Genomic DNA, 18,537 nt, shown 5'->3' with positions numbered 1-18,537 from the left:
GCCAATGAAAACAGACGCATTCGCCGCTCGCCGCTTACTACTGTGTTTGCGCTTGTTTGCCAGCCATTATCGCCATGCACCTTTACAAGCCAGTGCCATTTTACTCGGAATTATGCTGGCCGTGACTTTACTGATTGGTGTGTATGCCACGAATGCCAACGCCAAACAAAGCTATGGCAATGTGTCGGAGCTGCTTAGCAAGCAAGCCAGGGTATCCATTAGTCACCTCACACAAGACACTATCAACGAAGCCATTTATTTTACGCTAGCCAATGCTGGTTTTGACGCAATAGCGAGTATTGAAGGCGTGGCGACTGATGATCAAGGGCGCTTATGGCGAGTCAATAGCAGCGATATTATTGCCGCGATAAGCACAGGGTTAACCCAGGATGAGCAAGCAAGCTCATCAGTGGCTTCGGTCAATATCCCACTGGCCGAATTGCTCGCTGGCCAACCCAAAGTATTGATGTCTGCAAGTCAGCAGGAGCGTATTAATAAGGTGACCAATCAATCGCAAACTATCACCTTAAATAATATCCCGCTAGACATAGTGACCATTGATGAGCAATGGGGATTAGGCTCTGCCCTACTCGCCGATATTTCGTTAGCGCAGCCACTGCTTAACATGCAAGGCAAGTTGAGCTACATTGCGGTATTCAACGCCAGTAAAGCTGAAACCGACAGCGAGCTTATCACTCGCCTCACATACACCTTAACTCAAGCAGGCGTAGACACCAGCCAATTACGCTTTACCACCAAAAGTAGTGAGGGTGAGTCTCTTAGCGCGTTAACGGCCAGTTTTCATTTAAACCTGGATGCCATGAGCATGTTGGCGTTTGTTGTAGGCTTATTTATTGCCTACAACGGTGTGCGTTATAGCTTAATGAAACGCCAAAAACTGTTAGTGCAAATTATGCAACAAGGGGTTGATCGTCGCACAGTGATGCTTGCCTTAAGCCTTGAGATCATCTGCTTAGTGTTTATAGGTTGTGTGTTAGGTTTTATTGTTGGCTTACAGTTGTCGCAATGGTTACAGCCCATGGTTGCCCTTACACTAGAGCAGTTGTATGGCGCTAAACTGTTACCGGGTAACTGGCAATGGCAATGGTTTGCGCAAGCACTTGCCCTGACATTGTCTGCCGCCTTTGCCGCCTGCATCCCAATGTTGCTTAGCTTGGTCAATACCCCACTTGCACAAGGGGCACAAAAACAGCCGCAAAATAAACAATTTAATATCATTCATCGACGCCAGTTTATTATCGCGGTGATATTGTTATTACTGTGCAGCGTCGCTTTCGCCTTTACCGAACAATATCGCCATAGCTTAGTGTTATTAGGCGCGTTAGTCGTCGCCATCCCATTATTATTGCCACAATGCCTACATTGGGTGGTAAATCGACTCAGTGCAGCCATGCCCAAAGGATTGTGGCAATACGTGGTTGCTGAAACCAAAGAGATTATTGCCCCGCTTGCGCTCGCCATGATGGCCATTTTACTGGCATTGTGCGCCAATATTGCAATGAACACTTTGGTTGGTAGTTTTGAAATCACCTTAAAAAAATGGCTCGATGCACGTTTGCATGCTGATTTATATATTAGGCCAAACCCGAATCAAATGGAGGCGTTGATTATACTGTTGGCTAACGATCCTAAAGTGGAGGCTATTTATGAGCAATGGACCGTAGATAGCAGCCTCAGCCGGACTGAAACACCGCAAACTCAAGTGCCTATTAACCTTGTCAGTCGCGACCATTTATCGTTAACTGACACAACGGTATTTAAGATAACCGCGGATAATTTTTGGCCAGCATTTACTGCAGGTCACAGCATTATGATCAGTGAGCCATTGTCGATAAAATATCAGCTCAACATTGGCGATAAAGTACAATTATCACAACTGCAACAACATACATTAACCGTTGGTGCAATTTATTATGATTATGGCAATCCTAAAGGCGAAGTCCTTATTAGCCAGTCATTATGGCGACAATCTCCTTTGCCGACAAAACCTTTCAGTTTGGCTGTCACTTATCAAGGTGAGCTAAGCACATTACAAAATAGCATTAGTCAGCAGCTCAACTTGTCATCGGCGTACATGTACAGTCAACAACGGATTAAAACCGAAGCCATTACCATATTTAATAAAACTTTCTCAATTACTGTCGTGCTCAACAGCTTAACTTTATTAGTTGCCGCTATAGGTTTATTCAGCGCCTGCGTGATGCTCACCCAGGCGAGGCAAGCGCCTTTGGCGCGCTTATATGCTCTCGGCGTGAGTCGCAATCAATTACGTTTAATGGTCGTTGTGCAAATGTTATTTATTGTATTGTTAACCTGCCTCGTGGCATTACCAATGGGCGCATTGCTAGGTTATTTGTTGATCCATAAAGTGACCTTACAAGCCTTTGGTTGGAGTATTGCGATGATTTGGGATTGGGCTGCTTATGGTCAGGTTGTTGTTATCGCGATCATCAGTTGCTTACTGGCGGTGAGCTTACCTTTATATTGGCAAACCCGAAAACCCTTAATATCCAGTTTACAACAGGAAGCATTATGATCTCTGCTACAGGCAAAAAAGTGTTCAGTATCAGCTTAGTCACAATGGCCTTTGGTGCTTTGTTATCTGCCTGCTCTCCTGCGCCAGAGACTCATGAACAATCAACAACTATCAGTAATATGTCAGCACAATCATCAGCTGGCTACAGTGAGGTTGTTCAAGGTAAAACCTTGCAATTTCCACGCGATCATTTAGCCCACAATGACTACAAAATTGAATGGTGGTATTTAACCGCAAATTTAACCACCAGCAAAGGCGAAGATGTCGGCGTACAGTGAATCTAATTTAGGATAGGTATGACGCCGCCAACCGAACAACAGGCAACAACTGAAAACGACTGGAGTAGCAATCAACTTTACATAGCTCATGCAGCTGTCACGTCAAAAGATGAGCACCTTACGGCTGAAAAATGGTCACGGGCACATCCAAAACTCGCCAGTGTCAGCCCAGCTCCCTTTACCGTCCACCTGCAAAACTGGCAATGGCAAAGTCAATCTGATGGCCTGTTTCCGGCGACATTAACGGTCAACAACCCAGCGTTTCATTATCAACTGCAACTCAGTAGCCAACAGCCTATTCAATTACAAGGCGATAAAGGCTATAGCAGTAAGAGTGCTGACCAAGCTGTCGCCTCATATTATTACAGCCAACCCTTTATTGATGTTACAGGAGAGATAACTCGCCATGGCGTCACCGAAAAAGTCAGCGGTAAAGCCTGGTTAGATAGGGAGTGGAGTTCGCAATTTCTCACTAAAGCGCAACAAGGATGGGACTGGTTTTCTCTTAGGTTAAATGACGACTCAACCTTAATGGCCTTTAGGTTGCGGGGCGACACAGAGCAAGATCATTTCTACAGTGCTAGACGTATGTATGCCGACGGTAGCGGCCGTAATATCAATAGTCGTGATAATCCAGGCGATATAGATATGCAGCCTACACAGTGGCAACAAACCGCGCTTGGTAAGCATCCCATTGCTTGGCGTATTAGTATAAACAGCGAAGCCATTGACCTGACCACCCAAGCCGTTAACCCCAATAGTGACATGCTAGTGTCCACCTCGTACTGGGAAGGACCCATTAATATTCAAGGTAGCCATCAAGGCCAAGGTTATATGGAGTTAACGGGGTATCGTTAACCATAAGAGCTACCTATAAAGAGATTTATCTTTACGATTAACGTAAATCGGGCTGCCATTAACCTTAACCTAAACCTGCTGCAATTCTTCAATCGTCGATAAAACCCACACCCCATACGCACTAAGCTTTACAAGCTATGTCTAAAACAAGATTGCCCTAATTGTTAAAGTGAGATTTACATCACGCGAAAAAATGTGACCTTGAACAACTATTAACCACTATACCCATTCAGAGGTATACCCATAAAAATAGTAAGGTCTAGACTTATTTCATCACGTCACCTCCAATGACTATCACGCACCAAGAACAACATTCTAAGAGTGAGGAACACCATGAGCATAAGCCGTCGCGAGTTTTTAAAAGCCAACGCCGCTGCCGCAGCAGCATCGGCTGTGGGTATCGCTATTCCAATTAATATGGTTCACGCCGCAGAAGGCAAAACGGACATCACATGGGACAAAGCCCCATGTCGTTTTTGTGGTGTCGGCTGTAGCGTATTAGTTGGTACCAAAAATGGCAAAGTTGTCGCAACCAAAGGCGACCCAGAAAGCCCAGTTAATAAAGGCCTAAATTGTATTAAAGGCTACTTCTTGTCAAAAATCATGTACGGCAAAGACCGTCTAACAACGCCATTGCTTAGAATGAAAGATGGCAAATACGACAAAGAAGGTGATTTTACCCCTGTCAGCTGGGATGTCGCATTCGACACTATGGCTGATAAATGGAAAGCCAGTATTGCCAAAAAAGGCCACAACGTCAGTAGGTATGTTCGGTTCAGGTCAATGGACCGTTTGGGAAGGTTACGCAGCATCAAAATTACATAAAGCGGGCTTTTTAACCAATAACATCGACCCTAATGCACGTCACTGTATGGCATCTGCGGTAGGCGGGTTTATGCGTACCTTTGGTATTGATGAACCAATGGGTTGTTACGACGATATTGAAGCCGGTGACAACTTTGTGCTTTGGGGCGCTAACATGGCAGAAATGCACCCAATTTTATGGGCTCGCTTAACTGACCGTCGTTTAAGCCATAAAGACGCTAAAGTACATGTGTTATCAACCTATGAAAACCGCAGCTTCGACCTTGCTGATAACCCTATGATTTTTAAACCACAAACTGACCTTGTGATTTTAAACTTCATTGCTAACTACATTATTCAAAACAATGCGGTAAACAAAGACTTTGTTAGCAAACATACTAACTTTGCCCTTGGTGTAACAGATATTGGTTATGGTTTACGTCCGGAACACCCATTAGAGAAGAAAGCCAAAAACTCTGGTAACGGTGGCTCTAAACCAATTAGTTTTGAAGAGTATGCCAAGTTTGTGAGCACTTATACTGTTGAATACGCCTCAGAAATGAGTGGTGTTCCGGTTGAAAACCTTATTACGCTAGCCAAAGTTTATGCCGACCCTAAGCAGAAAGTGATGAGCTTATGGACAATGGGTATTAACCAGCATACTCGTGGTGTGTGGGCAAATAACATGCTTTACAACATCCACTTATTAACCGGTAAAATTGCTACCCCAGGCAATAGTCCATTCTCGTTAACAGGTCAGCCATCAGCTTGTGGTACTGCACGTGAAGTCGGTACATTTGCTCACCGCTTACCAGCAGACATGGTCGTAAAAAACCCTAAGCATCGTGAAATAACCGAAAAACTTTGGCAATTGCCTGCAGGCACAATTCCACCGAAGCCTGGTTATCATGCCGTGCTGCAAAGCCGTATGTTAAAAGATGGCAAATTAAATTGTTACTGGACCATGTGTACCAACAACATGCAAGCCGGCTCCAAATATTAACGATGAGATTTACCCTGGTTTCCGTAACCCAGAAAACTTTATTGTTGTGTCAGATCCATACCCAACAGTCAGTGCTATGGCTGCTGACCTAATTTTACCAACCGCAATGTGGGTTGAAAAAGAGGGTGCATACGGTAATGCTGAACGTCGTACTCATATGTGGCATCAACAAGTTAAACCACCAGAAGGCGCTAAATCTGATTTATGGCAACTGGTTGAGTTTTCAAAACGTTTTAAAGTATCAGAAGTATGGCCAGCAGAGTTAATCGCCAAGCAACCAGATGTTGCTGATAAAACCTTATACGACGTATTGTTTGCTAACGGTGAAGTCAACAAATATCCGGCTGAGCAATGTAAAGGCGCATACAACGACGAAAGTGAGCACTTCGGTTTCTACCTACAAAAAGGTCTATTCGAAGAATATGCTAAATTTGGTCGCGGCCACGCTCATGATTTAGACGCCTTTGACAACTACCATGAAAACCGTGGTAAACGCTGGCCTGTCATTAACGGTAAAGAAACTTTACGCCGCTTTGTTGAAGGTAGCGATCCTTATGTTAAGGCTGGCGAAGGCTTTAACTTCTATGGCAAGCCAGATGGTCGAGCGGTTATTTTTGCCCTGCCTTACGAGCCAGCCGCAGAAGAGCCAAACAAAGAATTCGACCTATGGATGTCAACGAGTAGTGTACTAGAACATTGGCACACTGGTTCAATGACAGCCCGCGTACCTGAGCTTCAACGCGCTTATTCTGATGCACAAATCTTTATGCACCCTGAAGATGCTAAATCACGTGGTTTAAAACGTGGTGACGAAGTTGTTGTTGCCTCTCCACGCGGTGAAGTGAAAACACGTGTTGAAACCAAAGGCCGTAACAAGCCACCTCAAGGCGTAGTATTTATGCCGTTCTTTGATGCGCGCCAATTAGTCAACAAACTGATACTCGATGCAACTGACCCGCTGTCAAAAGAGACAGACTTCAAGAAGTGTCCTGTAAAAGTGATGAAGGCTTAGTCAATAATTAAGTGCATAAACGGAAAGTCATGTTATGAGCAAAACAAATAGCAAATTAGCAAGTGTAAGCGGTGTAAACCGCAGACAGTTTCTTGCCACAACGGCTAAAGCCAGTTGTGTGATGGGTATGGCCGGATTGGGGCTAACAACGGTTGCCACTCAATCTAGTCAACTTGACCCATTTGCTATTCGCCCGCCAGGTGCATTGGCAGAAGACGATTTTCTCTCGGCGTGTGTTCGCTGCGGTTTGTGCGTAGAGGCTTGCCCCTACGACACCCTTAAACTGGCTCGCTGGTTTGACGGCGCGGCAACTGGCACACCTTATTTTACTGCGCGTAGCATTCCATGTGAAATGTGCGATGACATCCCTTGTGTTAAAGCTTGCCCTAGCGGTTCGCTTGAACACAAGTTAGACAACATCGACGACGCAAAAATGGGGATTGCGGTTCTCATTGATGAGAAAAATTGCCTTAATTATCGAGGTTTACGCTGTGATGTCTGTTATCGGGTTTGCCCATTAATTGACAAAGCCATCACATTAGAACTGCAACGTAATGAAAAAAGCGGTCACCATGCAATGTTTTTACCCACTATCAACCCAGATGTATGTACGGGATGTGGCAAGTGTGAACATGCCTGCGTGACAGAACAAGCAGTGATAAAAGTATTACCAAGCCACATAGCACTGGGTAAAGCTGCTGCTCATGATACTTACCAACACACCGAAGAAACCACACTTGAGATGTTAAATAAGGGGCTGTCTTTATGATCAATCAACATCGTTCAGCCTCTAAATCAACCACACGTTTTGGCCATGCGGCTGTCACAGAATTAGGGTGGTGGCGAGCACACCGCTTCCTTATTTTGCGCAGATTGTCGCAACTTAGCGTGCTGAGTTTATTTGCCATTGGCTACTTTTTTAGGTTTATGGCTTTTTAAAGGTAATCTCTCAAGCAGTTTATTACTGGACACTATTCCATTAAGTGACCCATTAGCCACATTGCAAGTGCTGATGAGTGGCCACTGGCCAGAGCTAAGCTTATTACTCGGCGCCGTTATCGTAGTAGGGATTTATGCCCTACTGGGTGGCAGAGTATTTTGCAGTTGGGTATGTCCAGTTAATATCATCACAGATTTAGCCAGCTGGACTAGGCGTAGATTATCTCTGCCTCGTACTAGTGAAATACCGCAAAATCTGCGCTACTACATGCTAGCACTTGTGTTGATATTACCTATCCTGACAGGTTTTACGGTTTGGGAATGGTTGAACCCAGTACCCATCGTCTATCGTGCACTATTATTTGGTGCAGGGAGTGGATTATGGATATTGGCAGTGATTTTTTTGCTCGACACCTTTGTGGTTGAACGAGCATGGTGTAGCCATTTATGCCCGACAGGTGCGTTATTTTCGCTGATAGGTAAAGTTAGCCCAGTAAAAGTAGCTGCCGTAAGGGCTGATGCATGCGACAACTGTATGGATTGTTTTACTGTTTGCCCTGAACGTCAGGTGTTAAAACCTGTGCTTAAAAAAGGCAGTACTCAACCATTTATATTAAACAGTGACTGTACGCTTTGTGGCCGTTGTATTGATGTTTGTGCACCGCGCGTATTCCAATATAAAAACCGATTTAATTCAAAATACTCGAACAGAATTCCTCTTAAGGTGGAGAGCAAGTTATGAAAAAATTAATCACTTTAGCAGCCGTAATGCTAGCGATTAGCGCTTACTCAGGTCAGCAAGCACATGCCAATCCAGAACCTGTAAAATTATCGTCTCTTGCAGGTGACTCTCAAGTAACAGATGTACGCCCTGCTGACGAAATGCCGGTTTACCCAAAACGTGGCACCGCGGTCGAACGTACTTTTGTACATCAACCACCGATTATTCCGCATAAAGCGACCTACTCAATCAGTACTGATAAAAATGGTTGTTTAAGCTGCCACAGTTGGGACAAGGCCAAGCGCATGAAAGCAACACCAGTCGATACATCACACGTGATGGACGACAAGGGCACTGTAAAAGGTATGTACTACTTTTGCGACCAATGCCATGTACCACAAGCTGAAAACAAACAGCAACTGGTAGAAAACACCTTTAACTAGTCTGCTCCCCCCGATTAAGACTTTACCGCTTGCTTGCAAGCGGTTTTTTTCTTTACGATTTATAAAACAATATCCAATAAAAAACCCAGCTTATGCTGGGTTTATTGTTTGTTGCGCTTGTTGAGTGACTGATGTACTCGGTTCGGCAACTTTTGCGGTGGTACTTGATGATTGCTCTTCTTGTGCCATTGGCATCGCTGCTTGCCACAATGCGCCAACCCATAAACTTGATGTTGTTTTCATGATGATTACTCCGTTTCTGTTAACAAGTTCAAAGTAATGGATTGCGGTTTATCAGTAAAATGAATAATTAACTCTCACTAGATTCCAAAATCGCATGAATATACCAATCAAGAGCTTACGTTGTTTTCTGACCGTTGTTGAGACAGAAAACTTCACCAGAGCCGCACAAAAGTGTTTTATGACTCAGCCCACATTGAGCAAAATTATTCAGCGAATTGAAGACAATGTTGGCGAACAATTGCTGATCCGCAACAATCAAAGTGTTGAGCTGACTCAAGCCGGTCGTATCTTTGCCCAAAGTGCGCAAGAGATATTAGGTCATTGGCATCGTCTGCAAGAAGACATGAGCAACCTACGAGGATTAAAGTCCGGAGAACTAAGACTCGGCGTATGCCCAATGATGAGCAGTCTTATTATAGGCTTACTGACTCAGTATCGACAAAAATACCCAGGCATCGCACTACAGATGTACGAATACGGGGGGTTTGGCTGCGAGCAAGCGTTGATTAACAATAGCCTTGATATCGCGTTTACCGCGCTACCAACAACTCATAAACATGAGTTAGCTAATCAACCATTAACAAAGTACCCATTACTTGCTTGCTTACCAGAAGGCCATCCACTGACACACAAAGCTAACATTACTTGGCACGACTTTGAGTCATACCCGTTTATTTTATACAACGAGGACTTCTCATTAGCCAAATTAATTAATCGCCTCAGCCGTAAAGCAGGTGTGCAACTCAATATCGCTTTTAGGAGTGGTCAATGGGATTTTATCGCCGCCATGGTTGAAGCCAATATGGGCATTGCCATATTACCCGAACCGATTTGTCAGCGCTTAACGGCCAGCAAGTTAGTGTTTAAACCAATGCAACCTGCAATGACTTGGGATCTTGCGTTAATATGGCGTCAAAATCTTCCGCTTACGCCACCAGCACAAGCGTTACTATCGCTCAGTACGCCGAATGCGGCTAACCCTCAAAATCCTTTGTAAATCGCAGGCATAAAAAAACCGCTGCCTAGGCAACGGTTTTTATCAGCAGAAAGTTAAGAATTACTTCTTAGCTTCAGCAGCCTTACGCTCTTTAACTTGAGCAACTACTTTTTCAGATACGCTGTTAGGACAAGCTGAGTAGTGAGCAAATTCCATAGAGAATTGGCCACGACCTGAAGTCATAGTACGTAGTGAACCGATATAACCGAACATTTCTGATAACGGTACGTCAGCTTTAATACGAACACCAGTAACACCAGCGTTTTGGTCTTTGATCATACCGCGACGACGGTTAAGGTCACCAATTACGTCACCAACGTTGTCATCTGGGCTGAACACGTCAACTTTCATGATAGGCTCAAGAAGTTGTGGCTTAGCTTTAGCGATAGACTGACGGAACGCGCCTTTAGCAGCGATTTCGAACGCGATAGCTGACGAGTCAACTGCGTGGAAAGCACCGTCGGTTAGTTCAAATTCAACGTCTAACACTGGGAAGCCAGCGATAGTACCGGTGTTCATCATGCTAGCGAAACCTTTCTGAACCGCAGGCCAGAATTCTTTAGGTACGTTACCACCAACAACAGATGACTTAAACACGAAACCAGTGTTTGGTTCACCAGGACGGATAACATAGTCAATCTTACCAAACTGACCAGAACCACCAGACTGTTTCTTATGCGTGTAGCTATCTTCAACTTGTGCAGTGATAGTTTCACGGTAAGCAACTTGTGGTTCACCAACGATAAGTTCAACACCGTAAGTACGCTTAAGGATGTCTACTTTAATGTCTAAGTGAAGCTCACCCATACCTTTAAGGATGGTTTCACCTGAATCTTCGTCAGTTTCAACACGGAAAGATGGATCTTCTGCAATCATTTTACCGATAGCGATACCCATTTTCTCACTGCCGCCTTTATCTTTTGGCGCAACAGCAATAGAGATAACAGGCTCTGGGAACACCATGGCTTCAAGAGTACATGGGTGTTTCACGTCACATAAAGTGTGACCAGTTTGTACGTTCTTCATACCAACGATAGCGATAATGTCACCAGCTTGTGCTGATTCAAGTTCGTTACGTTCGTCTGCTTGCATCTCAACCATACGGCCAACACGCTCAGTTTTACCTGTAGCAGAGTTAAGGATGGTGTCACCCTTCTTGATACGGCCTGAGTAGATACGTACGAATGTTAATGCACCAAAACGGTCATCCATAATCTTGAATGCTAATGCTTTTAATGGAGCATCTGCGTCAACGATTGCGAACTCACCAGTTTCGTTACCTTCTTCGTCAGTTAGTGGTTGTGGATCAACTTCAACTGGATCGGGTAGGTAATCAACAACTGCGTCTAGTAATAACTGCATACCTTTGTTTTTGAATGCGCTACCACAGTATGTTGGGAAGAATGCCATTGTACGAGTACCCGCACGGATACAACGCTTGATGTCTTCCATTGATGGTTCAGTACCATCCATGTAAGCTTCCATTAGGTCATCGTCTTGCTCAACAGCAGTTTCGATTAACATTTCACGGTATTCTTCTACTAAGTCAACCATGTCCGCAGGAACATCTTCGATTGAGTAGTTTTCAGCTTGTCCAGTTTCGTCCCATACCCACGCTTTGCGAGTTAATAGGTCAACAACACCTGTAAATTGGTCTTCGATACCAATTGGTAGAACCATAACCAGTGGGTTAGCCGCTAAAACGTCTTTAGTTTGCTTAACAACACGTAAGAAGTCAGCACCCATACGGTCTAACTTGTTTACGAAGATGATACGCGAAACTTCAGAATCGTTAGCATAACGCCAGTTAGTTTCAGACTGTGGCTCTACGCCGCCTGAACCACAAAATACACCGATACCACCGTCAAGCACTTTAAGCGAACGGTAAACTTCAACGGTGAAGTCAACGTGGCCAGGGGTGTCGATAACGTTGAAACGGTGGTCTTTCCAGAAACAGCTTACTGCTGCTGACTGAATGGTAATACCGCGCTCAGCTTCCTGTTCCATGAAGTCAGTGGTTGATTCACCATCATGTACTTCACCGATCTTATGGATCTTACCGGTTAGCTTAAGGATACGCTCGGTGGTCGTGGTTTTACCCGCGTCAACGTGAGCGAAGATACCAATGTTTCTGTATTTGGATAATTCGGTCATGATTCAACTTTAATGATTAGTTTAAGAAGTAGACGGAGCATGCGAAAAAGAACCGACACACCGCACATCAGGTTATTAAGGCGCATATTGTAAATTGGAACCTTGCTGGGCGCAAATGGCTGTTGCAATATTTATTTGTTTTTAGCATAAAAAACACAAAAAAAATGCAGTTATTTTCGATAAAACAATAGATTAAAAATAATAGATTATTTTTTAATCTATTGAGTTTTTACGCTTAAAATTCATAAAAATGGTCTTCTAAGAGAAAAACGGCACAATTATTGTTAATACCACTTAAAATAGACGATGGTTTTAGATGGGTTTAATAGAGGCTTACGCAAAATTAAGCACAACAATATCGATTTCGACCTGTTCTTTTAGCTTGCAATAACGCCATATCTGCACGTTCAAAGCAATGTTGAATCGACTCATGTTCACCGAGCATGGCAATCCCAAAACTGCAGGTGACTTTAATATTGTTATCAAATGAAAAATCTTGAAGTTCTTGGGCAATTCGTTGGCACAATTCTTTGGCACCTTGAATATCAACATGCTGACAAACAATAACAAATTCTTCTCCGCCCCAGCGAGCCACAACATCAGCATCGCGAACCGATGCTTGCAACACTTGAGCAACCTGTACCAATATTTTGTCACCCATGACATGACCATGTATGTCATTAATCGTTTTGAAAAAATCGATATCGATGATCACAAGACTCACACGATCATTGTCATATGCGCGCTCATCATTCAAAAAAGTTTGGTTGAAATAATGACGGTTATACAATTTAGTTAATGGGTCATGCTGAGCTAAAAAGTCTAAGTCACTGTTTTTTATTTCTAACTCATGCTGCAATTTTTGTAGTTCTTTATTGTTTGCGGTGAGGTGAAGATTGTACTTAGTCATACTAATCGTTCGATACAATAAAAATAGAATAAACAGTCCTAAGGCCCTAGCACCTGAAAGACCAAACTGTAGTCAATATCTTCTATCACTGTAATGTTATGCCATTTTTTATAAATCGAAATATGATCTGCATGTGTTACTTTTGCCAACCCCGCATTAAGCTTTGCCAGTAAAGCTTGCTTGGAATGAATGACCCCTAAACGCAGCTCGTCTTCAGGATTCACCCCAACCGGCAATTTTTAATGAAGTCAGACCTTGTTGTTGTATATACGCGTTCACTGAAAACATTGAACCAACAAATACGTCTACTTCTCCTTGAGCTACTTTCTCTAAACCTTCACGTTCACTATCTGTTAACACCGTATCGATATTAGGATAATACTGTTGAATGTATTCAACTAAACGATAGTCTTTAGGGATAGCAAGCGTTCGCTGACCAATATGTTCAAAGCCTTGTAAAAATGGTTGGCTTTTGAGTGAGACAAGTACATTGGGGGATTTAAAAAAATGTCACTAAATAGCAGATATTCGTCTCGTTTAAGCGTTTGATTCAACATGGGTGTTAGCTCGCACTTTCCCTGTTGAAGCAACTCCAAGCTCTGTCGCCATGATGATGTAGGCACTAACACAAAACTGAGTTCGGTATAACCTGTCAATAATTTAAGGTAATCTGATGATATTCCGGTATGACGCCCATCAATAATTGCCTCGTAGGGTAACCAATCAGGGTCAACACAATAACGAACCACATAGTCATCTTTAGAAGGAGCCGAATTATCCGCTTCTGCAAACGCAAAAGTAGGTGATATCAAGTTGAGAGAAACTAACACAATTGCGCTTGTTAACAACGCACAAAGTAACACCCTACCTTTATGATTAAACACTACGGGCACCCAATGACATTTCAAAATCAGTTTGTATTGAGTGAAGTGTAGTATAAACAACCAAAAGTATGACAAAAAAATACCCGCCATTGGGCGGGTACTTTATTCAACAATCACGAGTGCGAGTTAAGCCTCTACAGGCGATATCACAAACAGTAAGTCACCTTGCGAGACTTGTTGACCATTGCTATTGAGAATTCGCTCAATACGATACTTTTGATCTTCAGGATATAACACACCGCTTTGACGATTAAAGCCAGCTAACGTCACCTGAGAGAACATCTTCATCGCTTCCATTAGCGCTAAATTTTGCTCTACAGTGACAATATCGCCCTCTTTAACGAAGTCTGCTTCACCTGGCGCTGGAGAGGTATAGAAAATGCCTGCACCTTGTGCCAAGACTTTAAGCTCGTTACTTTCGCCAACACGTAAAGATTCAGTATCCACAGGCATTGCTTCTGCAGCAGCTTCCATTTCAGCAATCAATGCTGGAATATCTAACTCAGCCATTAAACGTGGCAAGTAGTTCGTGTCATACACACCTTCATTGAAAGTAGGATCTTTAAGGATCAGCTTTAACAACGGTATGTTAGTCGCAATACCTTTAATCACTACGCTATCTAAGTAAGCGTACATTTTAGCTACGACATCGGCACGGTCTTTACCACGAATGATGATTTGGGCAATTAAGCTGTCGTAATATGGCGACACTTCTTTACCGGCTTCAGCAATCGAGATGATTTCTACATCGTCACGTTGTGGTAGAACACATTCTGTAATCTTACCTGGATTAGGGATCAACTGCAGAATACCTTGGCTATCAAGGGCTGCTTTTTCGGCAGTAACACGCACTTCCATCGCATACCCTTGCTCAACCGGTTCGAGTTTCTCAATTGAACGACCAGCGGCAATATCAAACTGTGCACTCACAATATCAATACCAGAGGTGGCTTCGGTCACAGGATGCTCGACCTGAAGGCGCGTGTTCATTTCCATGAAGTACACTTCATTAGCATCAAGGTTATAAATAAACTCAACAGTACCCGCGCCCATGTAATCGGTCGCATCACCTAAGGCACGAGTGTATTCCATCACGCGTTGCTTAAGCTCTCCAGGTAGCATTGTAGAACCAGACTCTTCAATCACTTTCTGGTTGTTACGTTGTACAGAACAGTCACGAATACCCAGTACTTTAGTATTGCCAAACTTGTCACGCAGCAACTGCACTTCAATGTGGCGTAATGAGGTAACGTATTTCTCTAAATACAAGTCACCATTACCAAATGCAGCCGCGGCTTCTGTTGCGGTTTTTTGGAATAAACCAATCATGTCTTCAGAGCGTTTAACCACCTGAATACCTTTACCGCCTCCACCTTGTACCGCTTTAAGCAGAACTGGATAGCCAATTTCAGACGCCACATTCACCGCTTGTTCTGCGTTGGTCAAAATACCGTGGCTACCTGGCACTACTGGCACGTTGTGCGCCTGTGATGTATGGATAGCGTTAGACTTGTTACCCATGGTTGTCATTGAGTGCACACTTGAGTGCAACGAAGTTAACACCGTTGTTAACACATAATGCAGCAAACTGTGGGCTTTCAGATAAGAATCCAATTCCTGGGTGTAATGCATCTACATCTTCATACTCTGCGACTTTTAATACAGAATAAGCATTAAGGTAACTTTCATCTGATGTATTACCACCAATACAAACCAGTTTATCGTTTTCTTTCAGCATGTCTGCTGGTACAGAGGTCATATCAGGATCTGACGCCACTAATACCACATTGATATTGTTATCATGCGCTTTACGGATCAATTTAACCGCAGTACAACCACGCGCATGCACTAATACCTTGTCGATTGGCTTCATCAATGCACGTGGGTCGTCTTGCACAATCTCTTCTTCTACTTCTACCACTTCTGGCACAAGTGAAGATAATGCTTTGCTGATCACCTCTTCAATGTTAACCGAAGGTAGCGGCATTAACGGATCAATTCCAGATAGCTGTGTATCTAGTGTTTCGCAGAATGGATTATGCACCAATGCAGTCATCGCACCCGGTACTTTAGACAAGTAGTTAGATAGCGTTGCTGTTGACGGTAAATAAGCCGGTACCACCATTTGGCCTGCGAACGGCATATTAGTGCCAGACAAGTAATAGGTTTGCACTAATGGGTGAGTCACAAAACTCGCCTGCGCACCACCGGTACAGTCACCAAAACCAAACATCAATACAGGCAATTCGTTATCACGAATAAAACGCGTAATGCGGTCGTTAACTACAGCCATTGAGAATAGCGCCGCAGCACCTTCTTTAGTCTGCATACCACCCGAGCTGATAAAGCAAATAACCGGTAACTTACGCTTCGCACATTCAATTAATAACGCGCTGAATTTCTCAGCACTGGCCATATCAAATGCACCGGCTTGGAATGCAGTATTTGAAACCGCCACACCCACGCGCAGCTTAGTGCCATTGTTGTCAAAATCAGCTAAGCCAGTAATCAAACCACAAGGACGGATCTTTTTATCAATGGCATCTTCAATTGATAAACGGAAACCCGGGAAGTTAAGCAAGTTAGCTGACATTTTGTCGGCATCAACTTCATCAAACTTAGTAAAGAACTGTTTGATGATATTTTCCCACCCCATCTTGCCTTGCTTTTTCTCTTCGCGAAGTACTTTTTGAATCAGTAAGTCTTGGTAACCCATGGTCAAGCGGTTCCAGAAATCCTTACGACGACCAATACGCACAGGGTTAATTGTGCCGGTGTATTTGTCGTGATCTTCTTCACTGTCAAAATACTCAGGCAACAAACGCTCAAAGAAGTAAGTCAAAATAACGAATAATGAATCGTTTAACTGTGGAAAACCAACGCTCTTCCACTGCTCTACCCGTGTTAATAGTTCAGCACGGTTAGATTGGTCCATAAAGTATTTAAGCCACTTATAGAACTTATTTTTATCGTTAGCTTTGTCGTTCGTTGATAGTGCATGGTCGATAGACTTGTGTAACAGCTTATCGACAGATTCGCGTGACAAGCTTTTAGACATCATTGCTTCTTTCGAAATCGACGCAAGGCTACCCACTACGTTGTCATATAACGCGTTAAAAATAAGCACGTTATGGCATTGCCAAATAAAGTCTTCACGCAGTTCGTCATTAACCACAATATCAAGTACTGTCAGTTGGTTTAGCTCAGGCCATGGCGCTTGAGTTGTCGACTTTGGTAATGACTCTAAATATTTAATTAAGCCGTTAAAGTTGTTTGCTGCGTTACTCTTCCAACGGTGATACAAAGACCAACCAATGTTAAACAACAGCGCTTTACGCGCTTTTTTGTAGTTCTCTTTTGGTTCACCCAAAATAAAACGCGTAATCATGTTACGTTCAGTCGAAATCTCACCACGCTTGGCACTAAAAGTGGTCCAAAGCTTGTTAAGCTCTTCGTCGTAAACCAATTTGTCTGGGTTTGTTAACCAAGCTTGGAATACACGTTCTTGCTCTTGCTTAATACGCTCTAGCAAGTCACCTTCTGGTACGCTCACTTTCGATAAACGGCCATACTGCTCTAGCGAGATCGATTGAATACGACTACGCAGCGTTAGGTAACGCAAATAACGATACGCACTACCAAAAATATTGTGGTACATGGTCGGGTCGCTGGCGACCGATAAACGAGTATTATTTTCTAGCGTTAGTAGGTTTTTAGACGGCGTTAAAAAACGCTGTAAGCTGCGGTCATAATGCTCTTTTAAATCACTAGAGTCGCGCACGAAGTTGATTGCTGCGCGCTCTACTGCTTCAATTGAGCTAATAATGGCGCGGCGCAAATTATGCTGACGCTCATCTTTATCAGACGGGGAGAAGTCGACAATACCGTCAATACAACCAGAGGTATATAACTCTTCTGGCGATACACCTACAGACTTAGCACACTCTTGCCACGACAAGTTGTACTTGCGCGCAATGCTTTGTAGACCTTGCGGCTGAATCGTGTTGAAAATACCATCACGAACCGACAATAAAATGTTAGCTGCAGCTAATGGAATCGCACCACCAGAATAACCTGCACCAATCACAATACCGACAGTAGGAACATCAACATTGGCACTTTCTGCAATCGCTTTTGAAATGGTGTGTGCTTGGTTTTGGCTGTTAGCGACCTCACCAGCATCTGCACCTGGTGTATCAATTAAGTACACAATAGGCATAGACAGCTGAGCAAAGTGACGTATCGCTTTACACGCAGCGAGGTGATGCTCAGGCATCCACGCGCCATTGGCGGTTGTACGCTCTTGAGCAATAAACCCGATACGACGGGTACGCGTACCAAAATTAAGCTCCACCTCTGCACGATAAAACGGGCCGCATGACTTTCGGCAATAATTTTGCCTTTCAAGTCAGCGATCATACGCTTCGCACCTGGGCGGTTTTTATCCAGTGTTGGTTGAATGACTTTAGTCACGTAACCGTCAACATCTAAAGACGCTAAGCTTTTTAAATTAGCTTGTATTGCGTCTTCATTTAATAGTCCTTTCACTTCTTCAGATAAACTCTGCTTGTTATGAGCAGGAAATAACGAAAAGTCTTTAGCCAAGTGTTCAGCTTGTAAGAAAAGTGGGTCAGCCGATAGTGCTTGAGTCTTGTTAGCGGGCTGCTTTTTGCTGGTCATCCTTAGATCCTCTGCTTATATAGCCTCTGAAATTTTTTATAGCTCGTAAATATA

9 protein-coding genes and 4 pseudogenes are annotated in these 18,537 nt (G+C 43.5%); 7 read left to right on the top strand and 6 right to left on the bottom strand.

Translation table 11 applies throughout. The features are described 5' to 3' along the window. The first annotated feature begins 4 nt into the window (after positions 1-4). The 6 genes and pseudogenes from N4T56_RS00775 to N4T56_RS00745 all read left to right on the top strand — a co-directional run bounded on the left by N4T56_RS00775 (position 5) and on the right by N4T56_RS00745 (position 8,615). Positions 5-2,557 carry an ABC transporter permease gene (locus N4T56_RS00775; protein ID WP_261731887.1) on the top strand — a complete coding sequence of 851 codons (2,553 nt, stop codon included), beginning with the start codon at positions 5-7 and terminating at the stop codon, positions 2,555-2,557. After that, a pseudogene (locus tag N4T56_RS00765) lies at positions 2,554-3,693 on the top strand (lipocalin-like domain-containing protein). Before N4T56_RS00775 ends, N4T56_RS00765 begins: the two are co-directional and overlap by 4 nt. Positions 3,694-4,026: 333 nt before the next feature. After that, a pseudogene (gene napA / locus N4T56_RS00760) lies at positions 4,027-6,512 on the top strand (nitrate reductase catalytic subunit NapA). Between the two features lie 34 nt (positions 6,513-6,546). Continuing rightward, on the top strand, positions 6,547-7,281 hold the full coding sequence (gene napG, locus N4T56_RS00755) for a ferredoxin-type protein NapG (protein ID WP_261731884.1): 735 nt from the start codon (positions 6,547-6,549) through the stop codon (positions 7,279-7,281). Continuing rightward, a pseudogene (napH, locus tag N4T56_RS00750) lies at positions 7,278-8,193 on the top strand (quinol dehydrogenase ferredoxin subunit NapH). Before napG ends, napH begins: the two are co-directional and overlap by 4 nt. Next, entirely contained in the window at positions 8,190-8,615 is a 426-nt protein-coding gene (locus tag N4T56_RS00745) for a nitrate reductase cytochrome c-type subunit (RefSeq protein WP_261731883.1), read from the top strand. The pseudogene napH and the gene N4T56_RS00745 overlap by 4 nt, the downstream one beginning before the upstream one ends. 90 nt (positions 8,616-8,705) lie before the next feature. Here the strand turns inward: N4T56_RS00745 and N4T56_RS00740 are convergent, their stop codons facing one another. Then, positions 8,706-8,858, bottom strand: a complete 153-nt coding sequence (locus N4T56_RS00740) for a hypothetical protein (RefSeq protein WP_261731882.1) — start codon at positions 8,856-8,858, stop codon at positions 8,706-8,708. Positions 8,859-8,952: 94 nt separating this feature from the next. Between N4T56_RS00740 and N4T56_RS00735 the strand changes: the two genes are divergently transcribed. Then, entirely contained in the window at positions 8,953-9,855 is a 903-nt protein-coding gene (locus N4T56_RS00735) for a LysR family transcriptional regulator (RefSeq protein ID WP_261731881.1), read from the top strand. Between the two features lie 60 nt (positions 9,856-9,915). On the opposite strand, the gene fusA is transcribed toward N4T56_RS00735, so the two are convergent. The 5 genes and pseudogenes from fusA to N4T56_RS00705 all read right to left on the bottom strand — a co-directional run bounded on the left by fusA (position 9,916) and on the right by N4T56_RS00705 (position 18,483). Further along, positions 9,916-12,009: an elongation factor G gene (gene fusA / locus N4T56_RS00730; protein ID WP_261731880.1), complete on the bottom strand. Its 2,094-nt coding sequence runs from the start codon at positions 12,007-12,009 to the stop codon at positions 9,916-9,918. A 343-nt stretch (positions 12,010-12,352) separates the two neighbouring features. Continuing rightward, complete coding sequence (locus N4T56_RS00725) at positions 12,353-12,919, bottom strand: GGDEF domain-containing protein (protein ID WP_261731879.1); 567 nt, start codon at positions 12,917-12,919, stop codon at positions 12,353-12,355. A gap of 38 nt (positions 12,920-12,957) precedes the next feature. Then, positions 12,958-13,143, bottom strand: a complete 186-nt coding sequence (locus N4T56_RS00720) for a hypothetical protein (protein WP_261731878.1) — start codon at positions 13,141-13,143, stop codon at positions 12,958-12,960. 174 nt (positions 13,144-13,317) lie between these two features. Continuing rightward, positions 13,318-13,749 carry a transporter substrate-binding domain-containing protein gene (locus N4T56_RS00710; RefSeq protein ID WP_390903985.1) on the bottom strand — a complete coding sequence of 144 codons (432 nt, stop codon included), beginning with the start codon at positions 13,747-13,749 and terminating at the stop codon, positions 13,318-13,320. Positions 13,750-13,929: 180 nt separating this feature from the next. Further along, a pseudogene (locus tag N4T56_RS00705) lies at positions 13,930-18,483 on the bottom strand (ATP-binding protein). Positions 18,484-18,537 lie beyond the last annotated feature (54 nt).

Origin of the sequence: Shewanella phaeophyticola (assembly GCF_025398315.1) — a bacterium.
In the GTDB taxonomy this organism is placed as follows: Bacteria; Pseudomonadota; Gammaproteobacteria; order Enterobacterales; family Shewanellaceae; genus Shewanella; species Shewanella phaeophyticola.
This window is presented reverse-complemented; position numbering and strand designations above follow the sequence as displayed.